Source organism: Nonomuraea sp. NPDC050310, assembly GCF_040655795.1.
GTDB lineage: Bacteria > Actinomycetota > Actinomycetes > Streptosporangiales > Streptosporangiaceae > Nonomuraea.
Map to the genome: position 1 here is coordinate 17036 of NZ_JBFAKP010000035.1, position 23693 is coordinate 40728.

16 protein-coding genes are annotated in these 23693 nt (G+C 71.5%); 4 read left to right on the top strand and 12 right to left on the bottom strand.

Annotated elements, in window-relative coordinates:
• Nucleotides 1-33: 33 nt before the first annotated feature.
• Genes AB0I67_RS40835 through AB0I67_RS40845 form a run of 3 tightly spaced genes read left to right on the top strand, consistent with a single transcriptional unit; the run spans nt 34 to nt 4013 of the window.
• Nucleotides 34-1602, top strand: coding sequence for a peroxidase family protein (locus AB0I67_RS40835; protein WP_357935890.1), 1569 nt, complete (start codon nt 34-36; stop codon nt 1600-1602).
• Complete coding sequence (locus tag AB0I67_RS40840) at nt 1599-3782, top strand: hypothetical protein (protein ID WP_357935894.1); 2184 nt, start codon at nt 1599-1601, stop codon at nt 3780-3782. Before AB0I67_RS40835 ends, AB0I67_RS40840 begins: the two co-directional genes overlap by 4 nt.
• A 12-nt stretch (nt 3783-3794) precedes the next feature.
• Nucleotides 3795-4013 (top strand): hypothetical protein, encoded by a 219-nt coding sequence (locus tag AB0I67_RS40845; RefSeq protein WP_357935896.1) that lies wholly within the window; start codon nt 3795-3797, stop codon nt 4011-4013.
• A 468-nt stretch (nt 4014-4481) separates the two neighbouring features.
• Here AB0I67_RS40845 and AB0I67_RS40850 read toward each other — a convergent pair whose 3' ends face one another.
• From AB0I67_RS40850 to AB0I67_RS40905, 12 genes are all read right to left on the bottom strand, one after another.
• Entirely contained in the window at nt 4482-5588 is a 1107-nt protein-coding gene (locus AB0I67_RS40850) for an ABC transporter ATP-binding protein (protein ID WP_357935899.1), read from the bottom strand.
• An 11-nt stretch (nt 5589-5599) separates the two neighbouring features.
• The gene (locus AB0I67_RS40855; protein ID WP_357935902.1) at nt 5600-7267 is read right to left on the bottom strand and encodes an iron ABC transporter permease; all 1668 of its coding nucleotides are present in this window, start codon (nt 7265-7267) and stop codon (nt 5600-5602) included.
• Between the two features lie 4 nt (nt 7268-7271).
• On the bottom strand, nt 7272-8306 hold the full coding sequence (locus AB0I67_RS40860) for an ABC transporter substrate-binding protein (protein ID WP_357935905.1): 1035 nt from the start codon (nt 8304-8306) through the stop codon (nt 7272-7274).
• Nucleotides 8307-9512: 1206 nt separating this feature from the next.
• On the bottom strand, nt 9513-9752 hold the full coding sequence (locus AB0I67_RS40865; protein WP_357935907.1) for a hypothetical protein: 240 nt from the start codon (nt 9750-9752) through the stop codon (nt 9513-9515).
• Between the two features lie 322 nt (nt 9753-10074).
• A complete protein-coding gene (locus AB0I67_RS40870; RefSeq protein WP_357935910.1) occupies nt 10075-11775 on the bottom strand; it encodes a hypothetical protein in 1701 nt (566 codons plus the stop codon).
• Nucleotides 11776-11797: 22 nt separating this feature from the next.
• Entirely contained in the window at nt 11798-13498 is a 1701-nt protein-coding gene (locus AB0I67_RS40875; protein ID WP_357935913.1) for a CBM35 domain-containing protein, read from the bottom strand.
• Between the two features lies 1 nt (nt 13499).
• The gene (locus AB0I67_RS40880) at nt 13500-15407 is read right to left on the bottom strand and encodes a beta-L-arabinofuranosidase domain-containing protein (RefSeq protein WP_357935916.1); all 1908 of its coding nucleotides are present in this window, start codon (nt 15405-15407) and stop codon (nt 13500-13502) included.
• An 18-nt stretch (nt 15408-15425) separates the two neighbouring features.
• Nucleotides 15426-16232 carry a carbohydrate ABC transporter permease gene (locus tag AB0I67_RS40885; RefSeq protein WP_357935919.1) on the bottom strand — a complete coding sequence of 269 codons (807 nt, stop codon included), beginning with the start codon at nt 16230-16232 and terminating at the stop codon, nt 15426-15428.
• A complete protein-coding gene (locus tag AB0I67_RS40890) occupies nt 16229-17158 on the bottom strand; it encodes a sugar ABC transporter permease (RefSeq protein WP_357935922.1) in 930 nt (309 codons plus the stop codon). The genes AB0I67_RS40885 and AB0I67_RS40890 overlap by 4 nt, the downstream gene beginning before the upstream one ends.
• An 11-nt stretch (nt 17159-17169) precedes the next feature.
• On the bottom strand, nt 17170-18420 hold the full coding sequence (locus tag AB0I67_RS40895; RefSeq protein WP_357935925.1) for an extracellular solute-binding protein: 1251 nt from the start codon (nt 18418-18420) through the stop codon (nt 17170-17172).
• Nucleotides 18421-18486: 66 nt separating this feature from the next.
• Entirely contained in the window at nt 18487-19569 is a 1083-nt protein-coding gene (locus tag AB0I67_RS40900; RefSeq protein ID WP_357935928.1) for a LacI family DNA-binding transcriptional regulator, read from the bottom strand.
• 84 nt (nt 19570-19653) lie between these two features.
• A complete protein-coding gene (locus AB0I67_RS40905; protein WP_357935931.1) occupies nt 19654-20430 on the bottom strand; it encodes an NB-ARC domain-containing protein in 777 nt (258 codons plus the stop codon).
• A gap of 138 nt (nt 20431-20568) precedes the next feature.
• On the opposite strand from AB0I67_RS40905, the gene AB0I67_RS40910 reads away from it, so the two are divergent.
• Complete coding sequence (locus AB0I67_RS40910; RefSeq protein WP_357935933.1) at nt 20569-23676, top strand: tetratricopeptide repeat protein; 3108 nt, start codon at nt 20569-20571, stop codon at nt 23674-23676.
• The last annotated feature ends 17 nt before the right edge of the window (nt 23677-23693 follow it).

Here is a 23693-nt window from a genome sequence, read left to right on the forward strand (position 1 = left end):
CAGGAGCCGCTTCGACCGCAGGGAGGTCTGCCGATGAAGGCCAGGAGCATCGCGACCGACGGGGCGGTCAACCGGCTGAGGTTCCTGGCGCTGACGCACGGCCGCCCGCTGTGGGATCTCGCCCAGCGCATCGAGCCGGTCCAGCGCCGCCTCAACGCCACGCTGATCGACCACGCCGTCCGCGAGATGCCGGCCAGGCCGGAGCCGCTGAGCACGATGGCCGCCTACACCTCCTGGACGTCGCTGACCGACCGCACCTACAGCGGCCGCCACCTGCCGCCCGCCCCGGAAAGCGCCGGCCGCCCGACCCCCGAGCAGGCCGGCACGCTGTTCGTCCGGGACGGCGAGCCGATCCTGTGCCCGCGCTCGACGGTGCTGTTCGCCTACTTCGCGCAGTGGTTCACCGACGGCTTCCTGCGCGGCGACGTCAACCTCCCAAGGGACCCGCGCCGCACCACCTCCAACCACCACATCGACCTGAACACCCTGTACGGCCTCGACGACACCGTCACCGCGGCCCTGCGCACCTTCGAGGGCGGCCGGCTCAAGAGCCAGGTCCTCGACGGCGGCGAGTTCCCGCCCTTTCTGTGCGAGAACGGCCGGATCAAGCCGGAGTTCGAGGCGCTGCGGGTGCTGCGGTTCGAGGAGCTCGACGAGGAGCGGCGGGCCGGGCTGTTCGCGCTCGGCAGTGACCGGGGCAACATCCAGGTCGGCTTCACCATGCTCACCGTGCTGTTCCTGCGCGAGCACAACCGGGTCGCGCGGCTGCTGGCCGAGCGCTACCCGCGCTGGGACGACGAGCGGCTCTTCCAGACCGCGCGCAACATCCTCATCGTGCTGGTCATCAAGCTGGTGGCCGAGGAGTACATCAACCACATCACGCCCTACCACTTCCGCTTCACCCTCGACCCGGCGCTCACCCGGCGGCTGGCGCACGCGCCCTGGCAGCGGGAGAACTGGGCGTCGGTGGAGTTCAACCTGGTCTACCGCTGGCACAGCCTGATCCCCGGCACGCTCGTGGTCGGCGGGCGGGAGCTGCCGCTGGGCGACACCCTGGTCGCCGGGCACCTGCTGCCGGCCGCCGGGCTGGGGCAGGCCTTCGAGGAGGCCTCCCGGCAGCGGGCGGGGCGGATCGGGCTGTTCAACACCGACCCGTCGCTGGTGCCGGTGGACGTCGCCAGCATCGCCGACTCGCGGGCGTTGCGGCTGGCGTCCTACAACGACTACCGGGCGCACTGCCGGTTGCGCCGGGTGCGCGGGTTCGAGGGGGTCACGGGGGATGCGCGGGTGCGCGGGGCGTTGCGGGAGCTCTATCGGAGCGTGGACGACCTCGATCTCTACGTGGGGTTGTTCGCGGAGGAGCCCGGCTCGCCGGAGGCCATCCTGCCGCCGCTGCTGACCAAGATCATCGCGATTGACGCGTTCTCGCAGGCGCTGACCAATCCGTTGATCGCGCCGCGGGTGTTCACCGCCGAGACCTTCTCGCCGGCCGGGATGGAGGTCATCGCGAGCACCCGGAGCCTGTCGGACCTGGTGCACCGCAACACGCCGGAGGATCCGCGGCCCCGCTTCGTCAGCATGAGCCGCCGAGGCCCGCGATGACCAGGTCGGACGGGTCCGACCTGGAGACGGGCGAGGGGGAGGCGGGGTCGTTGCGGGGGGCGGCGCGGGAGCTGGCCGAGGTGGGGGTGGCGATCCACGAGGCCGCGGCCGAAGCCACCCGCGCGCTCGCGAGCGCCACCCGCGGTACGGCACGCGCGCCGGTGCGGAGCTGGCGGGCGCAGCGGGCCCTCCTGCGGGCGCTGACCAACCGCAGGGGCCTGGGGTTCGCGATCACCGGCGGCGGGCTGGGCGCCGTCACCGCCCGGCTGGGCGGGCTGCTGGGCGGGGAGAGCCTGGCCGTCCTGGTCCTGGCCACCTCGCTCCGGCTCCGCATCACCGCGGTCGCCCGGCTCCACCCCGAACTGGCCGACGACCCCCTGCTACGCCGGCTGATCGACGCCGTGGCCGCCGACCGAGACCTCGCCTCGCTCCGGGCGATGCGCGCGCTGGTGAAGGACCGGGGCGCGGTGCGGGCGCTCAGCGACCTGGCGCCGGTCTTCGGCGAGGTCCTCGCGCTCAAGGCGCTCCTCGACGAGAACCCGCTCAACGACCGGGCCGCCTGGCTGATCGCCACCGGCCAGGGGTACGCCACCGCCGACCCGATCACCGGCCTCAGCAACCGCCTCGTCGCCGCCCTCGACCGCGGGCGAGGGGCGGCTCGCCGTACGGCACCGAAAGTGGGGGAGCGGTTCCAGGAGCACGGCTCGCTGCTCGCGTTCCTCACCAACATCGCCACCATCGGCACCACCGGCCGGGTCCTGATCCAGGCCGTCACCGGCCCGGACGGCGTGACCCGGCACGTCGTGCAGGCCCCGGGCATGCGGCTCGGCCGGGTGGACAACGACTCGCCGCAGGACCTGCTCGGCGCCTTCAGCAGCTCGGTGCTCGCCTCCAGCCCCTACAGCAGGGCTGTCGCCAAGGCCGTGCACGACCTCGGGCTGCCGGAGGGGGCCGAGCTGGCGCTGATCGGGCACAGCACCGGCGGCTCGGCGATCATGAACCTGGTCCAGGACCCCGCCTTCTGCGCCCGCTACCGCGTCACGCACGCCGTCGCGGTCGGCTCGCCGATCGACTTCAAACGGCCCGCCGACCCGCGCACCTGGATCGCGAGCGTCACCAACCAGCACGACATCATCCCCACGCTGGACGGCCAGGGCAGCGGCACCTGCTTCGAGCTGCACCCCGACTGGTACGTGGTCGACTACCGCGACCCCAGCCACCTGTTCCCGATCTGCCACAGCATCGGCCGCTACCTGGCCAACCTGACCGACGACCTGCCCGAGGCACGGGCCCGCATCGACGCCGCGCTCACCCTCTACCGCGGGCCGGTCACCGAATCCCGGCTGTACCGGCTCTACGACGACCCGCCGGCGCCGCCCGGCCACCCGTTCCTCACCGTCCCGACCTACCGGCGGCACGGCCTGGACCTGCCGATCACCTGCTCCGGGGGCAGCTCCGTGACCGCCTACTTCGCCGCCGAGCCCGCGGTCGCCGCCGAACTCCTGGCCACGCGGGGCCTCGGTCCGGCCGTCCGGCTGGGCTGGCGGGGTCTCGGTCCCGCGGTCCGGCTCAGTTGGCGGGGCCTCGGTTCCGGCGTCCGGCTCGGCTCTCCCGCCTCGGCCGGGGCCCGCGCGGTGGTCAGCCTCTGCTTCACCGACCACCACGACAGCAGCGCCGGGCCGTACCGGGAGCTGATCGCCGGGCTGCTCGTCCACGACCCGTGGCGGCCTCGCCGCTGGGGCGTCTGGTTCGACCTGCTGCGGCCGCCCGGCCGCCGCCGCTCCGGCACCTGCCTCCTCGGCGGCCTCACCAGCTCGCCCGAGCTCGCCGCCGCCGCCCCCGACCTCTGGGGGTACGAGCCGCACGCCTTCCCACTGCGGACCGAGACCGGCCCGGTCGTCCTGCGCGGCCCACTCGGACCCGGCCTGCCCGTCCCCGCCCCTGATCACGTGCTGTACGGCTACCGCCACGGCACCGTGCTGCGTTCGACGATCCAGGTCCGAGGCCGTACCCGCCTGCATCCCGCGCCGGGGGCCCGTCTAGCCGTCGCCGCCACCGGGCACCCGCTCGCCAGGCTGCTGACCGACCTCGGCCTCCACGGCGCCCGCCCGCTGCTGTGCCTGTCCACCCCCGCGCACCAGACGCTCCGCAGCGCCGGGGCGCCCGTGCCGATCACCTGAGGAGGCCTCGCCATGAGTTCGGCAGACCGCCTGGAGGAGCAGGCCCGTGCGCTGGCCGCCTGTACCGCACGCCTGCGCCGCATCCTCGCCGACCTGGGCGAGGCCGCCCCGCCCTGGCTGAGCGCCAGCATCGACGCCCACCTCACCGCCTGCGCGGTGGCCGCCCACGACCTGACCCGGGCCGCCCACCACCTGCGCGCTCTGGACGAACCTCCGCTCAGCGGGGGATGAGCAGGGCCGACCCGTCGCGGACGGTCACCGTACCTCAGTGAACCCCGGACGGCGAGGGCAGCGCGAGCGGCCGGGCCGACGTCGAGCGCGCATGCTGTAAGAGGCCGGATCGCCCACCCCGGGCGGCAAGCGGAGTACCCGCGGCTCCTCGGACGGCCCGCTCACCTCCACCGCGGTGAGCTCCACGCCCAGGCCGTCCCCGGCCGCCTTCAGCACCGCGTCCTTCCACGCCCACCAGATGAGGAAGCCGCCCGCCACCCCAGCCCCGCCAGCGGCTAGATCATCGTCAGAGGCTCGTTACCAGCTCGAGCAAGCCAATCGATCAGCGCCGGGACGGGATGGGAAGCTCCTTCTGCCCCCATCTCTCGGCCAGCGTCACAGCTGGCCATCGGTGGGCAGGAAGCACGATCACCGCCTACGAGGCTACGTGCTTATCCGCTATGGCGTGGGCGGCGCAGCCGTAGCTGCTCAGGACCCTGGGAACACCCGGATCCTGGAAGGCTGGACCGACAGGGTGATCTTGTTCGCCAAGCCTCGCCCGGAGGTCTCGTACTCGTCGACGAAGACGTCCCGGTCGGCCACGCGCACGAGGGTGCGGGACAGCGCGCCGAGGAACTGCTGCCCGATGACCTTCCCGCTGATGCGGTTTCGGCGCTCAGCCGGATCGCCCCGCTGGCCGGGACCGGCCGGAGGCAGGCGTTTGAGGTTCTCCGGCCGCATCGACAGCAGGACCCGGTCACCCGGTTTGGGCAGGTGGGTCTGTTCCCGGGCGTCCGCCGTCACGAGCTGGCCGTCGTCCAGCACGAGTAGCAGATCATCGCCCCCGATGCTCTCGCAGCGGGCCGGCAGGAGGTTGTTGAGCCCGATGAAGTCGGCGACGAACCGATTCACCGGCTGGTGGTAGAGCTTGTCCGGCGTCGCGTACTGCTGCAGTTCCCCGCGGTCCATCACCGCCACCCGGTCGGCCATGGAGAGCGCCTCCTCCTGGTCGTGCGTGACGTAGACGGTGGTGAGCCCGAGACGCTTGTGGAGCTGCCGCAGTTCGGTGCGGAGCCGGATGCGCATCTTGGCGTCGAGGTTGGACAGCGGCTCGTCCATCAGCAGCACCTTGGGCTCGGTGACGAGGCTGCGCGCCAGCGCGACCCGCTGCTGCTGTCCGCCGGAGAGCTGGTTGGGATACCGATCTCCGAGCTGCTCCAGGGCCAGCAGCTCCAGCATCGCCTCGATCCGGCGCCGGGCCTGCTCGGCGGGCACCCGCTGCGCGCGCAAGCCGTACCCGATGTTCCTGCGCACGGTCATGTGCGGGAACAGGGCGTAGTCCTGGAACACGATCGAGGTGGGCCGCCGGTGCGGGGGCACGCCGGACAACTCGCGGCCGTCGATGGCCACCGACCCGCCATCGGGCTCGACGAAGCCCGCGATCATGCGCAGTGTCGTCGTCTTACCGCAGCCGCTCGGTCCGAGCAGGCAGACGAACTCGCCTTCGGCCATCTCCAGATGCAGGTCACGGACGGCGTGGTCGTCGCCATACCTCTTGATCAGCCCATGCAGCGCCACGTATGCGTCAGGTCCCACGAGGAGGCTCCTCACAACTCGAACAGCTTGACCCGGCCCCCGGTGAGGAGGCGGAAGAGCGCCAGCGCCGCGAACGTCACCAGCATCAGCCCGGCGGCCAGCGCGGTGGCCTCGCCCCAGTAGCCGTGCTCGGCCAGTCCCATGATCGAGACGGAGGCGAGTTGCGTCCCTGGCGAGACGAGGAAGATGACCGCGCTGAGGGTGTTGATGGACTTGACGAACGCGTAGATGAAGGCGGCGGTGAACGCCGTCCGCATCAGCGGCAACATCACGGTGCCGAACGTCCGCAGTGAGCCCGCTCCGAGATCCTGCGCGCTCTCGTCCAGGGACGGGCCGATCTGTTGCAGAGCCGATACGCCGCTGCGGTAGCCGACGGGCAGCGACCGTACGATCATCATCAGCACGACGATCAGCGCGGTCCCGGTGATCGCGATGGGCCCGGTGTGGAAGGTGATCAGCCAGGCGATGCCGATCATGGTTCCCGGGAGCGCGCCGGGCAGGACGGCGAGCATGTCCATCGCGCTTCGCCCGATCAGGGGCCGGCGTTGGATGAAGAACGCGGCGAGTACGGCGAGCACCGCGCAGCAGAAGCCCGCGATCACCGCGTAGAGCGTGCTGTTGGCCAGGTCCCCCGCCCGCAGCACCGTGTACTCGAAATGCTCCAGCGTCACACTCCAGTTCACGCCCCAGGTCTTGGTCAGCGCGCCGGCGAAGACCGAGGCGTAGGTCAGCAGCATGAAGGCCGACACCGCACTGAGCACGCCGAACAGCGTCCAGCGCACCGGTGCGGGCGTCGGTACCGGATCGAGCGTGCTCTCCTTGCCCGTCACGGTGACGTACGATCGGCGCTCCAGCCAGACGCGCTGGAACCAGAAGAACAATCCGGTCGGCACCAGCAGGGCGACGCAGAGCACAGCGGCCATGCCCGGGTCGAACACGCCGACCACCTGCTGGTAGGCCTCGACCGCGAGGACCCGGTAGGAACCGGCGACCAGCATCGGGTTCCCGAAGTCGGCCAGGACGTACATGCCGACCAGCAGCCCGGCGCTGGCCAGGCCGGGGACGGCCAGCGGCAGCGTGACGGTGCGGAAGATGCCCCACCAGTTGCGGCCCAGATCGCGACCCGCCCACTCCAGTGCGGGGCTCTGCCGCCGCAGCACGCCGCTCAGCGCGAGCACGGCCACCGGGTAGTACGCGATGGTCTGCACCGCCCACAGTCCCGGCAGGCCGTAGACGTCGAGGTTCAGCCCCAGGAGCTCGTGCGTCACCAGCCCGCGCCGGCCGAACAACAGGATCAGCGACAGGCCGATGACGAAGGGCGGGGAGACCAGCGGCAGCACCGACATCACCCGGAAGAACGCCTTGCCCGGGATGTCCGGACGGCTGAGCGCGTAGGCGAACAGGAAGCCCAGCACGGTCGCCGAGACGGTGGACAGCAGAGTCATCAGGCCGGTGTTCGCGGCGACCTGCCACAGGCGGGCACTGCCCAGGAATCGGGCCCAGTGCTCCGATTCCGGCCGCAGGAAGACGTTGACCGCCGGCCACAGGACGAAGACCACCAGTGTGCCCGCGATGACCAGGGTCATCACCAGTGTGACGGGCTCGCGGCGCAGCCGCTGAACCCATCGGCCGGCGCGACCGGGCGGGGCCGGCCGTACCTGGTCCGAAAGCAGGCTCACCCCGTCACCCGCCGACTTGCTCGGTCCACGTGCGCAGCACCTTGTCGCGGTTCTGCGCGGCCCACTGCACGTCGAAGTCGACCAGGTTGAGCTGGTCGAGTGATACCGCCCCGGCGGGCACGGCCACGTCCTTGCGGATGGCCGTGCGCTTGCTCAGGTCTGTGTGGAGCTGATTGGCCTCGCGACCGAGCATCCAGTCGACGAACCTCTTGGCCGGTTCGGCGTTCGGGCCGCCCTTGACGATCGAGACCGCTCCCACCTCGAAGCCCGTGGCCTGCGGATAGACCAGCTCCAGCGGGTATCCCGCCTCGATGGGCTTGAGGATGTCATGGCCGAACGCGACCGCGAGGGGATACTCGCCCGCCCCTGCCATCCGGGCGGGCGCCGCGCCGCTGTCGGTGTAGTGGGCGACGGTGGTGTCGAACTTCTTGATGAACTCCCACGCCCGTTCCTCGCCGAGGCGGAAGATCTGGGTGGCGACGAAGTTGTAGGCGGTGCCGGAGGAGGCGGGACGGGCGATGACCAGCTTGTCCTTCAGCGCCGGGTCGAGCAGTTCGTCCCAGGTCTTGGGCACCGGGCGCCCGCCCATCTCCTCCTTCCAGCGTTCGGTGTTGACCGCCAGGCCGAGCGCTCCCACGTAGAAGCCGTGCCAGTGGTGGGCCGGGTCGTAGAAGCGCTTGTCATAGTCCTTGGCAGAGGAGGATTGGTACGGCTGGAGCAGCCCGGACAGGGCGAGTGCCTGGTGGTTCTCGCTCGGGCCGCCGAGAATGACGTCGCCGGTGGGTTTGGCCTTCTCGGCCTGCACCCGGGCGACGATCTCGCCGGCGCTCAGCCGGACGAACTCGGTCTTGATGCCGCTGTGCTCCTCGAAGGCCTTGAGCAGCCGGGCGGTCTCGCTCTCGTGCAGGGCGCCGTAGACGACGAGCTTGCCGCCTTCCCGTGCAGCGGTCGTCTCCGGCCCGCCGGAGCCGCACGCGGCGAGCACCAGGACGGTGGCTGCGCCTAAGGAGAGCAGGTGCAGACGCTTCGCTCTGAACATTCTTGGTCTCCTCGCGACAGGTGAGCGGGGGTCATTCACACGCTGTTCACACTGGAAGCTGCCAGAAGTGTCCTTAGGACCGTATGTCCTGTCAATAGGTCCTCTTTTTATCATTACTGCCGAGCGATGCATGGGCGGGACCGCCCCAATGGAGTCCTCTGGCCTGGTCCATGACCACATTGCAGCCTGAACCCGCACCTGGCCTTCGGCTCCCGGCGCCCACTCCTGCCTGGATCAGGCGCTGGCCCGCACCGAGTTCCAGGCCGTGCTTGGTGTGCTGCGTTCCGGTGACGGGTCAGGACGCCGCTGGTGCCGGGTTCGCCGAGTGGGGTGAGGGGCTCGGTGCCGTGGATGACGACGTCCCCGGTGATCTGGTCCAGGTCGAAGGCGCCGGCGGGCAGCTCGTGCCGTACGGAGACGAGGTTGTAGGAGTCAGAACTTCACAGGTACGGTTCGCGGCCCACCGACGGCCAGGGCTTCCTCGCGCTCCAACTCCTCCACCGGCATCGCCGGCTCCAGGTTCGGCGGCCTGCGCGCACCGCACCCGCGTCACCGAGGAATCCACCCGGGCTGTCTTCGTCCTGGAACCCCTTCAGGCCACCCGCGACGGCCACCTGCTCATGAGCACGGCAGAGGAACTGAACGACCTGCTCGCCCGGATACCGAACCTGCGATCCCGAGGGGATCATGGCCGGCGCAGGTGAGCTCGCCGCTCACTTCGAGCAGTGCTAACGCACATCGCCATTCCCCTGGACGAGGTCCAGGGAAATCCGTCCTGCTGACAACGCTCTTCCTCAGGGCTCGGTGGTACGGGCCGCACATCAGCGTCGCCGCAGTCACGTTCGCCTGTGGCAGTCATCGGGCCGCATGCCGTGGGCCAGTGTCGGAGGTCATCGGCCACTCGAGTTCGCCCGCCGCCGCTTCGTCGGCTGATGGCTCGTATCAAGCAGGCAGGACGAGGATCTGACGACGGCCCGTTCACCGAGGACTCCCTCGCCAAGCTCGCGCTGGCCGCCACCGCCCGCGAGCTGGCCGACTTCGCCGCCGGGTTCGTCGCGGTCTACCCCGGCCGGCCCTGTGAGGTGGTCGAGTGGGAGGACATCGGCCCGCCCTGGACATCACCAAGCAGTCGGCGGACGCCCACTTCCGCCAGGCCGTCGAGGAGTGGGAGCAGGTGGTACGCCGCCCTCTGGTCATCGAAGAGATCTATGGCGTGTCCGGCCTGGAGACGCGCGTGGGCTCACGGATGCCCGCCGGCACCGCCCGGCCGGAGGAGACCGCCGCCCACCTCGACCGGTGGGCGCTGGCGCACGCGGCCGCCGACGGCCGCCCCGCTCTGGGCGCCGACGAGCACCGGCCGGTGTCGGGCGGGATGACCCGCATGGACCCGCTGACCGAGCTGATGACGCTGACCGACCGCACCGCCGCCATCCGCGATGAGTTCATGGAGCCGCCGCCGCACCTGATGGCAGGTGCTGCGCAACCTCGCGGCCATCCTGGAGAGCGAGGGAGCGAGCCTGGCGAGCATCGTGCACTGACGCATCGCCGTGGTCGATGGGCACGCGTTCGACGAGGGCGTGGCCGCCTTCCAGGAGGTGTGGAACCGGGCCGACCCGCCGCCGGCGATCACCCGTCCACGTGGTGGCCGGCCTGGGCCCGGGGTTCCTCGTCGAGATCGACGCCGTCGCCGTCGTATGAGGCGGCCGCGGCGCCCAGCGGACGTCGTCATGCGCCACTCCGCCGGCTTGCCGCCGGCTTCACAGCACGCTCACGGCGAGCTGCGGCGCCCGCGTCGCGCACGAGCCGAGGACGAGGTTCGCCTCACGTGGGCGGCGGCCAGGTGGAGATAGGCGGCGGCCGTCCAGGTGTAGGCACGATCGCGCAGGCCCTGGCCGGTGCGGGCGTCGAAGTTCTCGGCGAACCCCGCCATCTCACACAGCGCGCGGAAGCGGCTGCTGATCTCGTCGGCCAGGTCCGTATACCCGGCGCGGCGCAGCCCGTCCTCGATCAGTACGGTCGAAGGCGCCCAGATGGGACCGCGCCAGTAGCCGTCGTCCAGGTAGTGCGGCGAGTCCGGCGACTCGGTCGCGAGCCCGAACGCGGTCAGATGCCGCTCGATCCCGGCGGCCAGCGCCGCGCGGACGGGACGCGGCAGCTCCTTCCCCAGCACGATCGGCATGAGGTCGAGCAGGCTTGAGCTGGACCAGGAACGTCCCGACAGCACGCCACGGGCGACGAACCGTTCACCGTCCCACAGCTCGGCGAGCAGGGCGTCGCGCATCCGGTCGGCCTGCGCGCTCCACCGGCCGGAGGCGTCCTGGTCGGGGGCCAGGCGAGCCAGTTCGCGCAGCTGGAGGATGAGGAAGGCGGCCAGGTCGGCGCTCTGCACGACGCGTTCGGTGTCGAAGGTGGTGGCGTTGTCCCAGCCGCTGTCGTTGCCGTGCTGGTAGTGCGGCAGCTCGTGGCCGGGGACGCGGCGGGCGGTGAGCCAGAAGGTGGTCCAGCGTTCCAGCAGCGGGTATACGTCGTCCGGTGCAGCGGGAAGATGCCGCAGGGCCCAGCCGTGGACAGGCGGTTTGACGAAGTTGTAGAGGACTTCGGAGTGTGCGATGGAGTCGGGCAGAGCTCCGGAGGCGTCCTGGTGGTCGAAGGGGAGGCGATACTGGTCCCAGGCCAGGCCGGGCAGGCCCGCGGCCAGGGCGATGGCGTTGAAGCAGTGGTCCCAGCTCCACACCTTGTCCATCCAGTGCTTCGACATCAGCACCGCCGGGCGGGCGACGAAACCGGCCGGGCGCACGGTGGCCGACCACAACACGTAGGCAGCCAGTTCGGCGGCGGGCGTCCGGTTGCCGCGCCACGGCGCGACCGCCTCCGCGAACGCCTCGAACTCCGCCCGCGCCGCCTTGACCACCTGATCGAAAGAGTCCTGGGCGGCGTAGGGAGCGCGGGCGGTCTCGTACTCCTCGACGGCGATCTCCCACTCGCCGCTCAGGCGGATTCCCCGCTCGGCGGCGCCGAGCACCTGCGCGCCCAGGTGCTCGGCCCGCCCGCCGAGAAGGGTGATCCGGTAGCGGCGACCGGTCTGGTAGAGGGTGAAGACGTACGAGCCGTCCACGGGGTCCTGGTAGAAGTACGGCCCGCTGAACGGCGTCAGGACCGGGTCCGCGGCCAGCAGGCGCAGCCCGAGGCCGCGGCCTCGCACCCGCACCGTGTCCACGCTCTCGTAGGCGAGGTCTATCAGACGCTCGCCGTCCTGCCAGGTGAGCCGGTGCGGGGTGGCCGTGATCGCGGCGGCGGTCTCGGGGATCAGCTTCATGACCGCGTGCATGCCGCTCTGGTGCGAGACCAGATGCACCTCCTCCGCGTAGGTCCCCTCCGCCACCACGGGCGAGAAGCCGAACCACGATCCGTGGTAGCTGAACGGGATCTCCCATGGGGAGAACATCGGGCCTGAGGCGGCGACAGTCATGGAGCCGAGCGTCCCTTCGAGATCAGGTGAGGTGGATGTAGTCCAGTTCGGCGTATCCGGTGCCGCCCGCGAAGTACGGCGAGCCCTTGGCCAGCCGGATCACGTTGTATCCGGCGCGGAGGTTGACGGTGGTGCTGACCGTGGCGCCGAACTGGCCCCAGCCGGCGGTCGGTGGGTAGCTGACCGTGCTCCAGGCGCCGCCGTTGTAGGCCAGACCCTGGGTGGCGGTGGCGCCGGTGCCGTTGGCGTAGCCGATGGTCATCGTGTACGCGCGGGCCGAGGGCACGTTGACGACGAAGTCGACGTAGCTGTCGGTTCGCGGGGTGCCGGAGTTGTCGATGCGGCCGACGTAACCGCCCGCCGACGCGCCGGCCGAGGTCAGCCGCTGGGCGCGGAAGACGGAGGCGTTCTCGGCCTCGTAGCGCTGCTGGTAGGAGGGCACGCCGGAGGCCGGCTCGACGATGAGCTGATAGGCGCTGGTGGCGACCATGTTCGGCACGGAAACGGTGAGCCGGCCGCCCGAGACGGCGTGGGTGGTGGTGGAGACGGTGGTGGGGGCGGCCACGGCGGTGAAGCGGCCACTGGAGGGGGTGGACAGCAGGGTGACGCGGACGCTGGAGCCGAGCGCTTGCAGGCCGGTCAGGTCGATGGTGTTGGTGCCCGCCTCGTCGCCGAAGACCACGTTGACGATCCTGCGGGAGGGGTCGTAGGAGGCGAATCCGTCGAGTCCGGTCTGCCCGCCGGGCGTCGTGGCGACCATGTTGCCGGCCATGTCGCCGTACCACTTGTACAGCCACCACGTGCCGGTCGGCTGGTTGCCGCCGGTGACCAGGCCGTTCATGGTGCCGTACTCGTACCAGAAGGCGCGGTGCGCGGACTCGACGCCGCCGCGCTCGAACTTGGCGACGTAACTGGCCACCCGGCCGGGCACGTCCACCTCGGCGGGAGCGGCGTACTCGTTGATCGCGATGCGGCGCGGGCTGATGCCCAGCGACGCCTCCAGGTTGCGGTAGTCGGCCAGGTCGGCGGCGACCCTGGCCGGGTTCTGCAGCTCGTGCCAGCAGATGATGTCGGGCAGCGTGCCGGTGTCGCGGGCGCGGGTCAGGAACGCCTGCATCCAGGAGCGGCTGTAGACGGCCGTGCTCGGGCCGACGATCGGCGTCTGCGGGTCGAGGGCGCGCACGGCCCGGTACGTACGCACCCAGCCGTCGTTGAAGTTGCCCGCGGCGGCGGTGTTCCAGGTGAAGTCGGGCTCGTTCCAGAGCTCCCAGCCGAGGACGTTGGTGACGGTGGTGGCGTTGAGTCGCGCCCGCACCATGGTGTCGACCTTGGCCAGCCAGTCGTTCCAGCTCACCCACCGGTAGGGGAAGTCGGGGTAGATGTCGGGCATCCGGATGAACTGGCCGGCCCCGACGCGGTCGGCCTGCGGGGCGATCAGCAGCGAGTCGCCGCCGGGCGGCTGGCCGTTGGGTCGCTGGCCGACGCCGGGGGCGGGCTGCGTCAGCGAGTTGACCTTGATCGGCAGCAGCGTGGAGTCGGCCGGGCGGGAGTTCTCCGCCAGCCCGTACAGGCCGCCGGAGGCGGCGTGCGTGACGGGGCGGAACGGCTGGGCGACGTTGACGGTCAGGGTGGCGCCGGCCGCTCGGGCGGGGGTCGCGGCGACGCCGATGGAGGCGGTGGCGGTTGTGAGCGCTAACAACAGTGCTCTGACGCGTGGACGCATGTCACTCTCCTTCAGGGGTGGGGGTGGCGGCGGGCAGCCAGACGCGCATGCCCGCCGGGCCCCGCTGAGCCCAGGAGTGGTAAGGCCGCAGCGGGAGGTCGATCCATCCGGCGTCGCTCTCCGGAGCCGCCGGACGGGTGGAATAGGGCCAGGCGCTGCCGGGATGCGAGGGAAGCAGGGCGCGGGCGAAAGCGGCGTCGTCACCTGCCTTGAGCCCGGCGTGGGTGTCGATCACGAGGGCGTCGAGCGCGGCGGGGCCGGGCAGGTCGTGCGATTCGGCGCAGAGCACCTCGGGGCCGCGCTCGACGGCGACGCAGCCGCGTACCGCGTCGATGCGCGGGTCGGGCCAGGTGAAGCGGGGCTCCACCGGCAGATCGAGCGTGATGAGGTCACCCGCGCGGAAGGCCCGCCGCAGCTCGGCCACGCCCGGGGCGACCTCCCGGGTGCGTCCCTCGTCGGTCAGGGTGGCTCCGGCGGCCCAGGCGGGGACGCGCAGGGCGAGTGTCCAGGGTGCGTCGGCGTCGGCGGTGATCCGTACCCTGACGGTCCCTGTCCGCGGGTAGCCGGTCTCGACCCGCAGGCCGGCCCGCCGGCCGCCCGGCAGCTCGGCGCTGATCGAGCAAGGGGCGTACTGGTGGAGCTGGAGGCCGTCGTCGTCGCTGGTGGCGAGGTAACCGTGCAGGCCGGCCAGGGTGCGGGCGACATTGGTCGGGCAGCAGGAGACGTCGAACCAGGCGGCCCGGGTGCCGCCCTCGGCGCGCGGGCTCACCTCCTCCGGGTCGGCGGGTTTGCCCGGTGTGCGCTGGTGCAGGGGGTTGGCGTAGAAGAAGGCCCGGCCGTCGGGGCTCGGCGAGGCGGCGACGACGTTGTAGAGCGTGCGCTCGATCAGGTCGGCGTAGCGCACCTCGCCGGTGGCCAGCAGGAGCCGCCAGGACACCATGATCGAGGCGACCCCGGCGCAGGTCTCGCAGTAGGCACGGTCCGGCGGCAGTTCCCAGTCCTCGCCGAAGCCCTCGTCCTGGTGGCGCGAGCCCATGCCGCCGGTGATGTACGTGCGCCGCGCGACCGAGCGCTCCCACTGCCGTTCCACCGCGTGCAGCAGTTCGTCGTCGCCGAGCTCGACCGCCACGTCCACGGCCGCCGCGGACAGGTACAGGGCCCGGACGGCGTGGCCGCGCCACACGTCGGCCTCGCGGATGGGGAGGTCGTCCTGGAAGTAGGCGCGGCCGAGCGGGATGTCGCGCAGCGTCCCGTGGCCGCGCCGGTCGAGGAACAGGCGGGCCTGCTCGACGTAGCGCTCCTCACCGAGAGCGCGGCCGAACTCGGCCAGGCCGAGCTCGATCTGCGGGTGGCCGCAGATGCCCGCCCGCCCGTCCGGGCCGAAGACGCGGCAGACATGGTCGGCGGCCCGGCGCGCGAGCCGTACCAGGTCGTCCTCGCCGTGCGTGCGCAGCCGGGCGACGGCGGCCTGCAGCAGGTGGCCGGTGTTGTACAGCTCGTGCCCGCCTTCGAGATCGCTGTAGCGCGGCGTCTGGTCACCATGGCCGAAACAGGTGTTCACGTAGCCGTCGGGGTCCTGGGCCCGGGCGACGCGGGCGGTGAGCCGCTTGATCGCCGCCTCGGCCTCCGGGTCGCCGGTCCGCGCGGCCTCCCAGGCCAGGGCCTCGAGCAGTTTGTAGACCTCGGAGTCGGAGAACGGCCAGCCGGGCCGGTCGGGCCCGGTGGTGCCGTCGGCGACCCGGTCGAAGTTGGCCAGCCAGCCGAGGCGCTCCATCCACGACTCGCAGTGGGCGAGCGTGGCCGAGGCGTTCACGACCTGCCGCTCGTGCCAGAAGCCGCCGGTGAGGCGGACCTGGGGGAGCCCGAGCGGGCGTAGGCGGCCGTGGGAGGGCAGCACGGGGCTGCTCATAGGGCGAAACCTCTCTTGTCAGTCCTTTACCGCGCCCGCGGTGACCCCGGCGGCGATGTAGCGCTGCGCGAGGATCAGCAGGAAGGCCGCAGGGATGGACGCGATCACGGCGGTCGCCATGATCGAATTCCATTGCGTGGTGTTGTTGCCGATGTAGCGGAAGATGCCGAGCGTGATGGGGATGACGTCGCTGTTGCGGTTGAGCGTGGAGGCGAAGATGAAGTCCGACCATGCCCACAGGAACGTGAACAGCGACACGGTGATCACCGAGTTGCGGCTCAGCGGCAGGATGATCGAGCGGAACGTCCGCCACGTCGTCGCCCCGTCCATCTGCGCGGCCGACAGCAGCTCGCCGGGGATGCCCGCCATGAACGCGCGGAACAGCAGCACCCCGAACGGCACGGCGAGCGTCGAGTCGGCCACGATGAGCCCTGGGACGGTGTTGAGCAGGCCCAGCCTGATGTAGATCGCGTAGAAGCCCATGGCCATGACGACCGCGGGGATCATCTGGGCGACCAGCAGCAGGAAGTCGATCGCCCGCCCGCCGCGTGGGCGGAGCTTGGCCAGCGCGTAACCGGCCGGCAGCGACACCGCCAGCGTGAGCACGACCGTGCCCAGGCCGATGAACAGGCTGGTGGCCAGGGCGGGGAGCTGCTGGCCGAAGGCCGCCGCGTACCCCTCGAACGTGGGGTTCCATGGGAACCAGTGCGGCGGGTCGGCCCGCATGTCGCTCGTCCGCGTGAGCGAGACGTTGACCATCCAGTAGACCGGGAAGAGCATCACCGCCACCAGGACGACGCCCGCGGCCGTCTTCCACGCTCTCATGGGGTCTCCTTCCGCAGCCGCACGTGCACCAGCCCGGCGGCGAAGGCGATGAGGATGAGCAGGTTGCCGACCGCCGCCGCGGGGGAGAAGTCGGGCTGCCCGGTGCCGAACGCCTCGCGGTACGACCAGATCGCGAGCGTCGTTGAGGCGTCGGCCGGCCCGCCCCTGGTCATGATCCAGATGATGTCGACGACCTTGAGCGTGTAGATCAGGCCGAGCAGCAGCGTGATCGCCGACACCGGGCGCAGCAGCGGGAACGTGATGCGCCAGAACTGCTGCCACCCGTTCGCCCCGTCGAGCCCGGCGGCCTCGTACAGGGTGGCGGGGATGTTCTGCAGCCCCGCGTACAGGATGACCAGGTTGAACGGGATGCCGAGCCAGATGTTGGCGATCGTGACCGCCAGCAGCGAGGTGTCCGGCGAGGTCAGCCAGTTGATCTGGCCGATCCCGAACGCCTGCAGGGCCGCGTTGACGATCCCGTTCTCGCTGTTGAGCATCCACGACCAGGTCGAGGCGGACACGATCAGCGGCAGCAGCCACGGCACCAGGAACATCGCGCGCAGCACCGCCGACAGCCGGAAGCCGCGGTGGAAGAAGACCGCCAGAGCCAGGCCGAGCGCGTACTGCACGGCGATGGAGCCCAGGGTGAACAGCGCCGTGTTGCCCAGCGCGCGCAGGAACGCGCCGTCGGAGAGGATCTTGAGGTAGTTGTCCAGGCCGGTGAACTCGGGATTGCCCTGGATGAAAGCGCGGGGCGTGTAGTCGTGGAGGCTGAGCTCGATGTTGCGGTAGAGCGGATAGGCGTAGAACAGCAGCAGGTAGACGATCAGCGGCGCGAGGAAGGCCAGCGTCGTCCACCGGAGAGGCCGCCGCGCCGCCCGGTGCGCGGGGTGCGCGAGCGCTCCGGCCGTGCGAATCGAAGCCATGGGGTGTCCGATCAGTCGCCGGTGGCCTGCTGGGCCTGGGCGTCCTTGAGCGCGTCAGCCGGGCTCGCCGCGCCGCTCAGCGCCTTCTGCACGCCGGTCCAGAGGGCCTCGGAGATCTTCGGGTACTTGGTGCCGAGGTTGTCGCTGGTACGGCCCTTGGCGGACTGGACGGCCGCCACCCACGGCTTCAGGCTCGGCTCCTTGGCGAGGATGGCCTGCTGTCCGTCGGCGGTGGAGGGGATGTAGTAGGCGAACGTGGTGCCGGTCTCGACCAGGCCCTCGGGCGTGGTCATGCACTCGAGGATCTTCTTGGTGACGTCGTAGCGCTTGGTGTCCTTCTGGACCGGGACTGTGATGAACTCGCCGCCCGTGGGCGTGGCGGCGGTCCCGCCGTCCTTGCCGGGGATCTGCACGATACCGGTCGGGAAGTTCGCCTCGGCGGCGCTGTTGATCTGCCAGGTGCCGTTCTCGGCGAAGGCGAACTCGCCGGTCAGGAACTCCTCCCAGGCCGTGTTCTGCGAGTTGCTGATCACGGAGTTCGGCGCGAGGCCGTCCTTGAGCCAGGAGCTCCACAGTTGCAGGGCCTCGATCGCCTGTGGCGAGTCGAGCTGCGTGAGCTGGGCGCCGGCGCCCCAGAACCAGGGCAGGAACTGGAAGGAGCCCTCCTCGGTGCCGATGGCGGCGAACGTGATCGGCTTCTTGCCGGCGGCCTTGACCTTCTTCAGCGCCGCGTTCAGCGACGCCCAGTCCTTGATCGAGGAGGGATCGACGCCGGCGTCGTCGAGGATCTTCTTGTTGTAGTACAGCGCGAGGGTGTTGGCGCCGATGGGGATGCCGTAGGTCTTGCCGTTCAGCTCGCCGGCGGCGATGAGGTTCTTGTCGAACCGGTTCACCTCAAGGCCGAAATCCGACATGGCGGTCAGCATGCCGGCGTCCGCCAGGGTCGAGACGGCCGGGTTGTCGAGGAGGATGACGTCGGGCGCGTTGCCCTCCTGGCCCGCGAGAAGGGCCTGGTTGGTCAGCGCGGTGGTGTCGTAGGCGGTGCGCTTGATGGTGACGCCGGCCTGTTGCCCGCAGGTGCTCACCCGCCCGGCCCACGCGGAGCTCGCATCGTGCTGCGGGTACGGGTCCCACCAGGTGTACGCGCCGCCGCCGCTCGCCTCGGCGGGCGTGGCGCCGCTCTGAGGCGGCGTGGATGCGCAGGCGGCCAGAGCCAGAACGGCGGTGCCGATCATGGCGGCCCTCGCGGACGTACGGTTCATCCGATCTCTCCAGTGTTAGCGCTAACAATGAGCGCAGTGGAACGGTGTGGGCTGTCTTCCCCGAGGTCAGCGGGGAAGCGGGGGTGCGGTGCTGCCGAGTGAGACCAGCTCGGGGGAGATGAAGCGCACGACGAACGGCTCCTCGCGGGCCGCCTGGGACTCCACGCGGCGCACGAGTTGGCGCACCGCCATGGCGCCCAGGCGGTCGGGTGCACTGTCGATATGGGAGTAGGGCAGGGAGAAGGTCGCGGCGAACTCGGGGGAGTAGCGCCCGATGACCGACAGGTCCTCAGGTACTCGCAGCCCTCGCGCGTGGGTGACGGAGGGCAGCGCCGCCGCGGCCGCCTCGTTGTTGATCAGCAGGCCGGTGGCTTCGGGGTGGGCGTCGAGGAACTGGTTGAGCAGGCGCCCCACGGCCGGTTGCCGGGACTCGCCGTACACGGCGTGCAGGGTGATGCCGCGCTGGCGGGCACGTTCGAGTGCGGCGTCGCGCAGGCGCCAGACGTACGCGCCGCCCCGCTCCACCACGTGCTCAGGCTGTGAGATGAGGATGAGCTCGCGGTGGCCGAGCCGGTGCAGGTGATCGACCATGGCCCGGCCGGCCTCCTCGAAGTCCAGGTCGAACACGTCCAGGCCGGAGCAGTCGCCGGGCAGGCCCACCAGTGCGCCGGGCTGCGGGGCGGCCCGCAGGATGGGCAGGCGGGGGTCGTCCTGGGCGATGTTCAGGAGCACCACGCCGTCCACCATCCGCGAGTCGGTGACGCGGCGCAGCGCCCGGACCCCGTCGGCCTCGGTGACCAGCAGCGTGTCATAGCCCACGTCCCGAGCGGTATTGGTGACGCCCAGGATGTACTGCAACATCGCGGGCGCGAACTCGTCTTCGTGGAACTGGGCGAGCAGACCGAGGACCTTGGTCTGGGCGGTGGCGAGCGCGCGGGCGCCTGCGTTCGGCGTGTACGCCAGCGCCTCGGCGGCCGCCAGCACGCGCCGGCGCACCTCCTGTGAGATGGGCCGCTTGCCCGACAGCGCGTACGACGCCGTGCTGCGGCTCACCCCAGCCTCCCGGGCCACGTCTCCGATCGTCGCCACCATCACCTCCTGATTGTCGAACCGGTTCGACGACATGTTGCACTGGTCCCTTGGCATCATTGACCCGACGTCGCCTTCTTCCTGGAGATGGGCCGGCCTGCTTCACGCCGACGCATCCTGCGTTCCCTGGGTAGGCGAACCGGTTCAACGATGTGGCATGACTGTCGCGCCCCGTACGGGGGACGTCAAGACCGCCCACAGTCGGCGATACCGAATCGTAATATGTCGGAAACAGTGGAAGATCGCTCCACTGACGGGCGGGAAGGGGCTCGGTCGGGCCTGCAGCCGGTTGCCGGCGATGCGCAGCGCCAGCGGCAGGTTCTCGCACAGGCTCGCCACCCGCGCAACCCCGTCCGGGTCGGCCTGGGCCCGTTCGGCCCCGACGATGCCGCGCAGCAGCTCGGCCGCCTCCTCGGTGGCTAGGTGCGCGAGGGGGATCCGGCGCACGCCTTCCAGACCGGCCAGCGGCCGGCGGCTGGTGATCAGGACCATCACGGGACCGGCGGACGGCAACAGCGAGCGCACCTGGCTCTCGTACGCCGCGTTGTCCAGGATGATCAGGCACCGCCGTCCGCGCAGCAGGGCCCGATAGTGGCCCGCGCGGTCCTCCTCGCCGGCGGGGATGCGCTGCTCGGCCACGCCCAGCGCGGTGAGCAGCCGCGACAGCGCGGTCCCCGGGTCGAGCGGGACCGGGTCCATGCCGCGCAGGTCCAGGTGGAAGCGGCCGTCGGGGAACAGGTCCGCCAGTTGCCCGGCGGCCCGTACGGCCAGGGCTGTCTTGCCGTTCCCCGCGGTGCCGGAGATCGCGGCCACGACAGCGGTCCCCGCGTCCGATTCGATCGTGGTGTCGTGGTCTGCGGCGCGGATCGCCAGGTCGCGCAGCGTGCGCAGTTCCCGGGTCCGGCCGGTGAAGTCGCCCACGCCACGGGGGAGCTCGCACGCGCCCCTCGCCGGGGCGTCCTGGCGCAGCCGTCCGTCGCGCGCCGCCGCGAGAACGGCGAATCCGGCGGCACTAGCCTGAGCGGGAACGGACTCGATTGGCGCATCGTGGGAGGCGCGGTGACCGCTCGACGTTTCTCGGTCCTCGGCCCGGTGACCGTGGCGCGTGACGGGAGGCACATCTCCGTCCCCGGAGGAAAGGTCCGCACCCTGCTCGCGGCCCTCCTGCTGCGCCCCAACCAGGTCGTGCTGCCGCGACACCTCGCCGAACGGCTGTGGGACGGCGACCCTCCGCCGAACCCGCGCCGGGCCCTGCAGGTCAACGTCGCGCGCCTGCGGCGGTCCCTGGACCTGAGCGAGGTGATCATGACGGTGCCGGGCGGTTACGTCGCCCGTGTCGGCCGCGGCGAGCTCGATCTACTCGACTTCCAGCGCCTGACCCAGGAGGCCGCCCTGGCGGCGACACCCGTGCTGGAGAGGCGGCTCCTGCGCGAAGCGCTCGCTCTGTGGCGCGGCCCGGCGTGCTCGGACGTGGAGTCCGGCACGCTGCACCGGCTCGACGTCCAGCCCCTCGCCGAGCAGCGCCTCCAGGCCCTCGAACGCCGCGTCGAGCTCGGCCTCCAACTGGGCGAGGGCGCGGACCTGGTCGCCGAGCTGCGGAGCCTGACCGCCGGGCATGCCCTGCCAGAACGCTTGTGGGGCCGGCTCATGACCGCGCTCGACCAGGACGCACGCGGGGCGGCGGCCGCCGGGGCAGGCGAGGACCAGGCGCTGGGCGCGTTGCTGCGCGCCTGGCGGGAACGGGCGCTGCTGACCCAGGAGCAGCTCGCGGAGCGAACCGGCCTCAACGTCCGCACCGTCCGCCGGCTGGAGTCTGGCCAGCTGCGCCGGCCGCGCCCGGCGTCGATCCGGCTGATCAGCGAGGCGCTGGACCTGGACCCGTCGGAGACGTCGATCCTGACGAGGTCCCCGAGCCCGGTCCCGTCACGGACGACGCCGCGCCAGCTTCCCGCCGACGTGGGGGCGTTCGTCGGGCGGGAGCGGGAGATGGCCGCGCTCGACCATCCCGGCGCCGGAGCGAGGATCGTCGCCATCGACGGCATGGCGGGGGTCGGCAAGACCGCGCTGGCCGTCCACGCCGCCCACCGGCTCGCGCCCGGCTTCCCCGACGGCGACCTGTTCCTCGACCTGAACGGCTTCAGCCGCGGCATGACCCCCGCCGACCCCGCCGACACGCTCGCCCGCGTGCTGGGCCTGCTGGGCCTCCCCGGGGAGTCGATCCCGCAGCACGCCGAGGACCGCGCGGCCCTGTATCGCAGCGTGCTGGCGGGACGGAGGATGCTCCTCGTACTGGACAACGCCGCCGGCGAGGATCAGGTGCGGCCCCTGTTACCCGGCGCGGGAGACTGCCTGGTGCTCATCACGAGCCGCCGGCGGCTCACCGGGCTGGACGAGGCCCGCACGGTGACGGTGGACGTCCTGCCGGAGGCGGAGGCGATCGCGTTGTTCACCGGCACGGCCGGCCGGGAGCGGCTCGTGGACGCCCCGCCGGAGGCGGTGGCCGAGGTCGTACGGCGCTGCGGCCTGCTGCCGCTGGCGATCCAGCTCGCCGCGGCCCGGCTGAAGGCGCATCCCGTCTGGAGCGTGAGCGACCTGCTCGAACGGCTGACGGCGCACGAGCGACGGCTGGGCGAGCTGCAGTCCGGACAACGTAGCGTCGCCGCCGCGCTCGTCCTGTCCTACCGGGAGCTCACCCCCGCAGAACGGCGCGCCTACCGGCTGCTCGGGCTGCACCCCGGCGCCGACATCGGCTTCGAGGCCGCCGCCGCGACGCTCGCCGCCGGCTCGGACACCATGACGCTGCTGGAGCGGCTGCTGGAGCTCAACCTGCTGCAGGAACGGGTGCCCGGACGCTACCGCTTCCACGACCTGGTCCGCGCCCACGCCGCCGAGACAGCCGCCGCCGAGGAACCGGAACCCGACCGGCGAGCCGCCCTGACCCGGCTGCTGGACCACTACGGCCAGGCCGCCTCGGCGGCGATGGACCGCCTCTACCCGTACGAGGCCGACCTACGTCCGCACCCCGCCACCGACACCATTCCCCTCCCCAGTGAGGCGGCGGCCACCGCCTGGCTGGAGGCGGAGCTGGCCAACCTGCTCGCTCTCGCCAGGTACGCGGCCGAGCACGGCTTCCCCAGCCACATCCGGCACCTGTCGGGCACCCTGCACCAGTGCCTGCGCACCCGCGGCCGCTACGCCGAGGCCGAGGCCCTGCTCACCCGCGCGCTGACCGCCGCGCTCGCGGTCTCCGACCGCACCGGGGAGATGGAGGCGCTCCTCGGGCTGGGAGAGATCCGCCACGCGCAGAGCCGGTACGACACCGCCGTCGCCGACACCACGCTCGCCCTGGACCTGGCCTGCGCCATCGGACACCACGCGGGCCGGCTCCGGGCGCTGAACAACCTCGGCGACATCCACCTCAGCTCGGCCAGGCTCAGCCAGGCCGCCGGCCACTTCGCCCAGGCGCTGGAGGTCGCCCGCGGGATCGGGCACCGTACCGGCGAACTGGAGGCGCTGACCGGCGCCGGCAACACCTACCGGCTGTGGGGACGCCACGACGACGGGCTCAGGTACCTCTCCCAGGCGCTCGCCCTCGCCCAGGAGGTCGGCCACCACACCAGCGAGCTGCGGGCACTGACCGGCGTCGGCTACATCCACCTGGCGCGGGGCGGGTTCGGGGCGGCCACCGAGTACTTCGACCAGGTCCTGAGCCTCGCCCGCGCCACCGGCCACCGCACCGGCGAGCTCAACAGCCTCAACGCCCTGGCCCACCTGGCCCGCCTCCAGGGGCGGCACGAGCGGGCCCGCGAGCTTTATGCGAGCGTCGCCGGCCTCGCCCGTGAGATCGGCAACCGCAACTGGCAGTTCGAGGCCGTGTACGGCCTCGGCCGCCTCCAGCACGACACCGGCCACGACGAGCAGGCGATCGACAGCCACCGCCGGGCTCTCGACCTGGCCATCGAGCTCGGCCAGCCCAGCGACCAGGCACGCGTCCACGACGGCCTCGCCCACGCCCACGCCGCGCTCGGCCACCAGGCCCACGCGCGCCGCCACTGGGCCCACGCCCTGACCCTGCTGGCCTCGATGGGCATCGACCGGATGGACGAGAACGGGATCGACGTCGTGACCATCCGGGCCCACCTCGACGCCACGCCCCCGGACGCCTGACCAGGCGTCCGGGGAAC